Here is a 6,148-nt window from a genome sequence, read left to right as displayed (position 1 = left end):
GCCCGTCGGCACGCTCTCCGGCAGCGCCGCGGCCACCACGTCCCCGCCGACGCACGCCGCCCGCCGCAGCACGCCGCCGTCACGCAGGTAGATCGCGGCGAACGGGACGTCCAGCGCGTACCCGCCGACGGCCTCGGCCAGCCGGTGACAGGTGCCGGCCACGTCCACGGTGCGTCCGTCCCCGCCGACCGTCAGATCCCGCAGCAGACGCAGCCGGCGCTCGCCGACCACCTGCTCGGTCACCTCGCTGCACACGGTGAGCACCCCGACCGTACGGCCGTCGTCGTCGCGGGCGGGCGCGTGCGAGACGCTGAAGTACGCCTCCTCGCGGTAGCCGGAGCGGTCGAGCAGCAGTTGGAGGGCCGGCACCCAGCTGGCCACCCCGGTCGTCATCGCCTCGTCGATCAGCGGGGCCAGCACGTCCCAGCCCTCGGCGAGGGTGACCCGCACGTCGCCACCGAGGGCGCTGGGGTGTTTGTCCCCGATCAGTGCCGAGTAGGCGTCGTTGTAGAGCTGGGTGAACTCCGTTCCCCACAGCAGCAGCATCGGATACCGGGACGACAGCACCATCCGCACGGCGGCGCGCAGGCTCTGGGGCCAGCGCTCGACCGGGCCGAGGGGCGTGGAGGACCAGTCGAGCCGTGCCATCAGCCGTCCGGCGTCCCCACCGCCTACGAAGAGGTCACCCACCCGTTGCGTCACCCTCGACCGAGTCCCATCGCAGCCCCGTTCCGGGGCCCACCACCCCTTGCTGGCGTTAGCTGCCCACATCCTGGCACCTGGGCACGCTCACGAATCCGCCGCCACCCCGGAGATCGTCTGTACCCACCCCCACCCGTATCCACACCACCTGTGGTTCCCGCCACAGGTCACGATCGGGGAAAGCTAGCGCGACCACAGGTACGGACGGGGCGCAAGTCGGCGGCCGGTGCTCCCGCGCTGCGCGGTGAGGAAGTTCACGAGAAGTGGGCAATCGACGCGAAGCGCCCCTAACGTCGAGCGGGTTCGCGACGCGAACACCACGGTCGGTAACGCCTAATCCTGCCGCCGACCGTCGGAACCCGTCACCCAGGCATGGAGCGGGGGACCCACACGTTCCTCGGTGCACGTCACCTCGGGGTGAAGCCGCCCTCGGCGGCCGGGCTCCTCGGCCCGAACCCGACAGCTGACCTCGCAGGCGTGGAGGACACATCGATGGCATCTGACTACCAGGCCCGGCACCGTCGCACCGCCCGTCGTACCGCCGTCGGCACCCTCGCCGTCGGCGCCGTGACCGGCGCGGTCGCGATCTTCGGCCCGGCCGCACCGGCACAGGCCGACAGCGTCAACTGGGACGCGATCGCCCAGTGCGAGTCCAGCGGCAACTGGAGCATCAACACCGGCAACGGCTACTACGGCGGCCTCCAGTTCGCCCAGAGCACCTGGGAGGGCTACGGCGGCCTCAAGTACGCCAAGCGGGCCGACCTGGCCAGCCGCGGTGAGCAGATCGCGGTGGCCGAGCGGGTGCTCGACGGCCAGGGCATCGGCGCCTGGCCGACCTGCGGCAAGCGGGGCGGCTCCACCAAGGCGTACACCCCGAAGAAGACCGAGCGGTCCTCGGAGACGAAGCGCGACTCCGGCACGACGAAGCGCGACTCCGGCAACGAGCGCTCGACGCGGAACACCACACCGTCGGGCAGCGGCGAGACCCACGTGGTCGAGCCGGGCGACACCCTCGCCAAGATCGCCACCTCGCACGGCGTCGACGGTGGCTGGCGGGCGCTGTACGAGCGCAACGAGCGCGTCGTCGGCGGCGACCCGGGCCTGATCTTCCCGGGGCAGCGGCTCAGTCTCTGACGCGTACCCCCTTCACGACGCCCGGCCGGCACCACCGGCCGGGCGTCGTCGCATCGCCGTCCGCGACGACTCGTATCCTTTCCGCGAACCTTCTCGTGGTCGTCGAGCATGAAAGGACACGGTGTGAGCAACCGGACCGAGACGTTGGAGTTTCAGGCCGAGGCACGTCAGCTGCTCCAGCTGATGGTCCACTCGATCTACTCGAACAAGGACGTCTTCCTGCGCGAGCTGATCTCGAACGCCTCCGACGCACTGGACAAGGTGCGGCTGGCGTCCCTGGTGGACAAGGACCTCGACGTCGACACCACCGACCTGCACATCGCGATCGAGGTCGACCGGGACGCGCGGACCCTCACCGTCCGGGACAACGGCATCGGGATGTCGCGGGACGAGGTGGTCCAGGTGATCGGCACGATCGCCAAGTCGGGCACCGCCGAGCTGCTGCGGACGCTGCGCGAGTCCTCCGACGCCGGAACGTCGCAGGAGCTGATCGGCCAGTTCGGCGTCGGCTTCTACGCGGCGTTCATGGTCGCTGACCGGGTCGAACTGGTCACCCGCCGGGCGGGGGAGAGCGGCGGCACCCGCTGGGAGTCGACCGGCGAGGGCACCTACACCGTCGAGGGGGTCCAGGACGCACCCCAGGGCACCTCGGTCACCCTGCACCTGAAGCCGGTCGACACCGAGGACAACCTGCACGACTACACCGCCGAGTGGACCCTGCGGGAGATCGTCAAGCGGTACTCCGACTTCATCGCCTGGCCGATCCGGATGAGCGTGGAGCGCCCCGGCGCCGACGGCGGCGCCCCGACCGTCGAGGTGCAGACGCTCAACTCGATGAAGGCGCTCTGGGCCCGGCCCCGGGACGAGGTCGACGAGGCCGAGTACAGGGAGTTCTACAAGCACGTCAGCCACGACTGGGCCGACCCCCTCGAGGTCGTGCACATGCGGGGCGAAGGCACCTTCGAGTACGAGGCGCTGCTCTTCCTCCCGTCCCACGCGCCGCTGGACCTTTTCTCCCCGCAGGGCCGCCGGGGCGTGCAGCTCTACGTCAAGCGCGTCTTCATCATGGACGACTGCGAAGCGCTGATGCCGAACTACCTACGCTTCGTCAAGGGCGTGGTGGACGCGCACGACCTGTCGCTGAACATCTCCCGGGAGATCCTCCAGCAGGACCGGCAGATCCAGGTCGTCCGCCGGCGGTTGGTGAAGAAGGTGCTCGCCACCGTCCGCGACCTGAAGGCGAAGCAGCCGGAGAAGTACCGGACCTTCTGGACCGAGTTCGGCCCCGCCGTCAAGGAGGGCCTGATCGACGACACGGAGAATCGGGACATCCTCCTGGAGATCCTGTCGGTCTCCTCCACCCAGGACCCGGCCGAGCCCACCGACCTCGCCGGGTACGTCGGCCGGATGAAGGACGGCCAGACCGACATCTACTACGCCACCGGCGAGTCCCGGACGACCATCGAGAACTCGCCGCACATGGAGGCGTTCCGGGCCAAGGGCTACGAGGTGCTGCTGCTCACCGACCCGGTCGACGAGGTGTGGGTCGAGCGGGTCGGCCAGTACGACGGGAGGACGCTGCGGTCGATCGCCAAGGGCCAGGTCGACCTGGACACCGAGGAGGAGAAGGCCGAGGCGGAGGCCGAGCGGGAGCGGCAGCGCACCGAGTACGCGGACCTGCTCACCTGGATGGGTGGGGTCCTCGCCGACGCGGTCAAGGAGGTCCGCCTGTCGTCGCGGCTGACCACCTCCCCGGCCTGCGTGGTCGGCGACGCCCACGACATCACTCCGACGCTGGAGAAGATGTACCGGGCGATGGGGCACGAGGTGCCGGCGGTCAAGCGGATCCTCGAACTCAACCCGGGGCACCCGCTCGTCACCGGCCTGCGCAAGGCCCGCGAGCAGGGCGGCACCGAGGAGTCGCTGAAGGAGACCGCGGAGCTGCTGTACGGGATGGCGCTGCTCGCCGAGGGCGGGGAACTGGCCGACCCGTCCCGGTTCACCCGGATCCTCGCCGACCGGCTCGCCCGAACCCTCTAGACCCGTGAGAAGGGGGAGGCCGCCGCCCGGCAACCTCCCCCTTCGTCGCGGTCTAGTTCTTCTTCGTCAACTGCTCGAAGTCGACCACCTCGGCCTCGGCGGGAGCCTTGAGGTCGTCGAACGGCGCCCCGAAGTCGCTGAAGGTCAGCTCGCCCGGGTTGGCGTCGGTGCCCTCCATGCGCATCGGGTACGGATCACCCTCGGTGGCCACGTAGACGGTGCCGCCCTTGGCGCCGCCGTCGACCAGGCCGACCGTCGGGACGCCCGCGATGTCCTTGGTCCCGCCCTTGGTCAGGGTGCCGTCGATCTCGAACATCTTGTCGACGTTGGCAATGCCGAACATGTCGTCGAGGTCCTTGTCGTCGGCGGGTACCTTGACCCACCTGTCGCCCAGCAGCTTCGCCATCTCCGTGCCGGTCCCGGCGCCCGAGGACACCTCCCAGAACTTCTCGTCCGGCCGGATGAACTGCTGGCCGCCGACGGCGAGCAGTTGCACCGTCGCGCCCTCGTACGTCACCTGCCCGGCGAGGTCGTCGCCCCGGACCCGGAAGTCGAGGGCGATCGGGTCGCCGTCGTTGACGATGCTGCCCTTCACCTGGTACGAACCGGCATCCTTCAGTGCCGTCCTCGCCCGATCCAGCGCCTCGTTCGGCGCCAGGGCGGCGACACCGTTGTCCTTGGTCTCCGCCGGCTCCGAGCCGCCGTTGCACCGCATCCGGCCACCAGCGCGGCGACCGCCGCCAGGGTCACCGCCGAACGTCTGATCGACATGGTCCTCATGGTTTCAGCTCCCTCATGCCGCCCCGTCCGTGGCAGCGCACCCGGATACCCTGTATTGACCAGCCACAATCGCTGGCCGGGGTCCAACCAGGGCCGGCGGGCGACACCGCCGCGTCGGGCGTGGGAGCGACGCCGCTTGGGTAACACGGGCGGGCATGAGCACGAGGACATCGGAGCGCGGTAACCCGGTCACGACCGGCGTCGGCACGGTCGCGGTCGTCGCGCACCGCAGAAAGACCCTCGGCGGCGGCCTCGACGCCCTCCGCGCGGAACTGGCCGGCGCGGGCGTCGACGACCTGCTCTGGTACGAGGTGCCGAAGAGCCGCAAGGCCCCGAAGAAGGTCCGTAGGGCGTTGAAGAAGGGCGCCGACCTGATCTTCGTCTGGGGCGGGGACGGCATGGTCCAGCGCTGCGCCGACACGCTCGCCGGCTCGGGCACCGCGATGGCGATCCTGCCCGCCGGCACCGCGAACCTCTTCGCCGCCAACCTCGGGATCCCCGAGGACCTGCCCGAGGCGGTGCGAATCGGGCTGCACGGCCGCCGCCGCACCCTGGACCTGGGCCGCCTCAACGGCGAGCACTTCGCGGTGATGGCCGGTGCCGGTTTCGACGGCGACCTCATCCGGGAGGCCGACCGTGACCTCAAGGGCCGGTTCGGCCGCCTCGCCTACATGTGGACGGGGCTCCGACACGTCCGGGGGGAACTGGTCCGGACCCGGATCACCGTCGACGGCGCCGAGTGGTTCGACGGCGAGGCGAGCTGCGTGCTCTTCGGCAACGTCGGCACCATCACCGGCGGCATCCCGGCCTTCGACGACGCGCGCCCGGACGACGGCTGCCTGGAGGTCGGTGTGTCCACCGCCGACGGCGCCATCGACTGGGCCCGCACGCTCGGCCGGATGGCGGCGGGCCGGTCGGAGGAGTCGCCGTTCCTGCGGATCACCCGGGGACGCAAGGTGAAGGTCCGCCTCGCGGCCCCGCGCACGTACGAGTTGGACGGGGGAGCGCGGGACGCGGTCACCAAGCTCAAGGTGCGGGTGGTGCCCGGGGCGTTGACCCTCTGCTGCCCGGAGGTCGGCGAATCGGCGTGAGCGCTCGGGCCGGCCGTCCAGGCGCCGTTTACCAGGGGCTGTTCCGGGTGAAGGTGGAGGGATAACAGCTCGTAAGGGGGGCCGCACGATGTCCGACACCAGCCGAAATCGGCCGGATCGCCATGCCGACCGTCCGCCGGAGGTGACCGATCCGCTGCTGTGGGATCTCGCCCTGGACGTGGCCGACGCGCACCAGCCGGACGGCGACGGCGCCTGCCACAATCTGCTCTGCGCCGGTCAGGCCTGGCCCTGCGCCGCCTGGAACACCGCCCAGCGCGCACTGCGCTCCGCACAGACACCCGCGGGCGCGACCGGCGCGTCGCCGGCGGTTCGCACGGGTCGCCGCTGCGACCACGACCAGCTCGACGGAGGGTCGCCCGCGGTGGCGGCCGGCCGCCGCC

6 protein-coding genes and 1 riboswitch are annotated in these 6,148 nt (G+C 70.8%); of the genes, 4 read left to right on the top strand and 2 right to left on the bottom strand.

The window, feature by feature from the left end; all coding sequences use genetic code 11:
• A partial coding sequence (locus tag AB0I76_RS20285) for a PAS domain-containing protein (RefSeq protein ID WP_357037565.1) occupies nt 1-690 on the bottom strand: 690 nt, incomplete at its 3' end.
• A gap of 332 nt (nt 691-1,022) precedes the next feature.
• Nucleotides 1,023-1,195, top strand: a riboswitch (cyclic di-AMP (ydaO/yuaA leader).
• Between AB0I76_RS20285 and AB0I76_RS20280 the strand changes: the two genes are divergently transcribed.
• On the top strand, nt 1,195-1,836 hold the full coding sequence (locus tag AB0I76_RS20280; RefSeq protein ID WP_357037562.1) for a transglycosylase family protein: 642 nt from the start codon (nt 1,195-1,197) through the stop codon (nt 1,834-1,836). It overlaps the preceding riboswitch by 1 nt.
• Nucleotides 1,837-1,959: 123 nt before the next feature.
• Nucleotides 1,960-3,876: a molecular chaperone HtpG gene (htpG, locus tag AB0I76_RS20275; protein ID WP_357037559.1), complete on the top strand. Its 1,917-nt coding sequence runs from the start codon at nt 1,960-1,962 to the stop codon at nt 3,874-3,876.
• A gap of 52 nt (nt 3,877-3,928) precedes the next feature.
• Here htpG and AB0I76_RS20270 read toward each other — a convergent pair whose 3' ends face one another.
• Nucleotides 3,929-4,591: a hypothetical protein gene (locus AB0I76_RS20270; RefSeq protein WP_357037556.1), complete on the bottom strand. Its 663-nt coding sequence runs from the start codon at nt 4,589-4,591 to the stop codon at nt 3,929-3,931.
• Nucleotides 4,592-4,811: 220 nt separating this feature from the next.
• Between AB0I76_RS20270 and AB0I76_RS20265 the strand changes: the two genes are divergently transcribed.
• Entirely contained in the window at nt 4,812-5,747 is a 936-nt protein-coding gene (locus tag AB0I76_RS20265) for a diacylglycerol kinase family protein (RefSeq protein ID WP_357037553.1), read from the top strand.
• 88 nt (nt 5,748-5,835) lie between these two features.
• A partial coding sequence (locus AB0I76_RS20260) for a hypothetical protein (protein WP_357037550.1) occupies nt 5,836-6,148 on the top strand: 313 nt, incomplete at its 3' end.

This window comes from Micromonospora sp. NPDC049799, assembly GCF_040656655.1.
In the GTDB taxonomy this organism is placed as follows: Bacteria; Actinomycetota; Actinomycetes; order Mycobacteriales; family Micromonosporaceae; genus Micromonospora.
This window is presented reverse-complemented; position numbering and strand designations above follow the sequence as displayed.